This window comes from Anaerococcus hydrogenalis DSM 7454 (genome assembly GCF_000173355.1).
Lineage (GTDB): Bacteria > Bacillota > Clostridia > Tissierellales > Peptoniphilaceae > Anaerococcus > Anaerococcus hydrogenalis.
In genome coordinates, this window is sequence record NZ_ABXA01000018.1 from 1 (window position 1) to 2,359 (window position 2,359).

General features: G+C 30.2%; 2 protein-coding genes and 1 pseudogene. All 3 read left to right on the forward strand.

All coding sequences use genetic code 11. From position 1 onward, the window contains the following. Positions 1-762: pseudogene (locus ANHYDRO_RS09960) on the forward strand (hypothetical protein); the annotation flags it as partial. Positions 763-1,181: 419 nt separating this feature from the next. Next, positions 1,182-1,766: a DJ-1 family glyoxalase III gene (locus ANHYDRO_RS02605; RefSeq protein ID WP_004813128.1), complete on the forward strand. Its 585-nt coding sequence runs from the start codon at positions 1,182-1,184 to the stop codon at positions 1,764-1,766. A gap of 284 nt (positions 1,767-2,050) precedes the next feature. Then, on the forward strand, positions 2,051-2,281 hold the full coding sequence (locus ANHYDRO_RS02610) for an IS110 family transposase (protein ID WP_162010667.1): 231 nt from the start codon (positions 2,051-2,053) through the stop codon (positions 2,279-2,281). Positions 2,282-2,359 lie beyond the last annotated feature (78 nt).

The following is a 2,359-nucleotide window of genomic DNA, read 5'->3' on the forward strand; positions in this document are numbered from 1 at the left end:
ATTAAACGTGAAGTAAAAGACGGTTATGTAAGTGGTGGAACTAAAGACATGACTTACGAAACTGGTAAGAAAGAAAAAGATGGCTTTAAATTTGTAAGAACAGAAAATCCAGTAGATAATCCAAGCTACAACGGAAAAGGTGAAACAAAAGAAGGAAACTTTAAACCAGGTGTAAAACAAGAAATCACATACGTTTACGAAAAAACAGAGACACCATGGACACCATTGGAACCATCTAAACCAGTTGAAGAAAAAGGCTCATTCCAAGAACACCACATCTATATAACAAAAGATAAAGATGGCAAAGAAATTAAACGTGAAGTAGTAGACGGAAAAGTTACTGATGGAACAAAAGATATGACTTATACAACTGGAAAAGTTGAAAAAGATAAGTTCAAATTTGTTAGAGTTGAAAATCTTGTTGAAGATCCAACTTATGATAAAGATGGAAATGAAACTAAAGGAAATTATAAGCCAGGTGTAAAACAAGAGATAACTTATGTTTATGAAAAAATAGTAACACCTTGGACAGAATTACAAAAACCAAGAAAACAAGAAAAACCATCTAATAGTAATGAAACTGATAAAAAAATAGTAAAAGAAAATAAAACAAATGATGATATATATAAAGTAAAATATGTAAAACCATCATCAACATCTGATAATGTTCAAACAGGTATAAGTTCATTATCTGGAATAATTGCTACTTTATCTGCTCCACTTGGTGGATTGATAGTAAGCAAAAAAAGAAAGAATAAATAAATTTTAAGTAATATAAAACATTTTTAATATTATATTAGGATGTTAATGAATTTTTCATAAATAATGACAAGTCCTTTTGAGCTAAACCCCAAAATCCGGAATGCGGATGGAGGGGTTTTTTCATGCCAAAATACACAAAAGTATTTATTTAAAGAAACATCCCGATCGAGTGTAGCGAGCGGAGAGATCTCAATGATTTGGTTAAATTATGGATAAAGTTAATAAAGAGATCTCTCGACTAGGCTCGAGATGGGTAAATGTTGTATTTATTTTTGAGCTAAAGTTTAAATTAATATCATTATTCAAGCAATTTTAAAAAACTGATTTTACATACAAACTCAAATAAAGAAACCCATCTCGATCGAGTGAAAGGACTGGAGAGATCTCAAATTAGGGTATATTTTTATTAGGAGGAATTTATGGACAAAGTTTTAGTTTTTTTGGCGGATGGTTTTGAGGAGGTTGAGGCTTTAACTATTGTTGATTATCTTAGACGTGTTAATGTTCTTGTTGACACTGTTTCTATAAAAAATGATTTTTTTGTAAATGGATCTCATCAAATTATTGTTAAAGCTGATAAATTGCTTGATGAAATTAGTTTGGATGATTATAGTGCTCTTTATATTCCAGGAGGAACAAAAGGAGCTGAAAGACTCAGGGATGATCAAAGAGTTATTGATATTGTTAAAAAATTTGACCAAGATAAAAAGATTATAGCAGCAATTTGTGCAGGACCAATAGTTCTTGAAAGAGCAGGTATTGTTTCTGATAAAGCAGTGGTTTCTCATCCAAGTGTGAGAGAAGATCTTAAAAATATTGGCAAATATGAAAAAGATGAGCTTGTAGTCCAAGATTCTAATATCTTAACATCGAGAGGAGCAGGGTCAAGCATATACTTGGCTTTAAAATTGATTGAGAAAATTTCTGGAAAAGATATAAAGGAAAAATTAAAACCAGGCATCCAACAAGATTTTATTGAAAATTATTTTTCTTTTGAGTATTAAAAAATAAGCTGGAAAGTTATTTTCCAGTCAGACTGTTGACAAATTAAATTTTCACCCATTAGTACCATAAAAGTGTAAGTAGAAAAAACTTTCTACCTACACTTTTTTTAATATAATGAAGGTAACGGACGCAGCCCATTTGGGATAATACACCCGTACTCGAAACAGTCCGCTACCTTTCATTATCAAGAATTCGATTAAGCAGGTTGGGTTAATACACCCGTGTAACGAGCTAAACTGAGTGGATAATTGTGTAGGTAGGTAAAAATTTAATGGAGGTATTTATGATTTCAATAGGAATTGATGTATCAAAATCTAAAAGCACAGTTGCAGCCTTAGGATTTGGAAAAGAACTTATCTTTAAACCATTTAATATTTATCATGTAAAAAATGATGTAAATAGATTAATTGGTAAAATTAAATCTTTAGATGAAGATGTAAAAATTGTTATGGAAGCAACAGAAATTTATCATATTCCTATCTTAATTAGTTTAGTAAATGAAGGTTTTTTGTAAGTGTAATAAATCCATTAAAAATGAAAAGATTTTGCCAAGCCTTAAGTTTTAGAAATGTAAAACAGATAAAAGATGCTA

Coding starts and splice junctions, on each gene's coding strand:
- ANHYDRO_RS02605 (WP_004813128.1), top strand. CDS start 1,182: ATGGACAAAGTTTTAGTTTTTTTGGCGGATGGTTTTGAGGAGGTTGAG.
- ANHYDRO_RS02610 (WP_162010667.1), top strand. CDS start 2,051: ATGATTTCAATAGGAATTGATGTATCAAAATCTAAAAGCACAGTTGCA.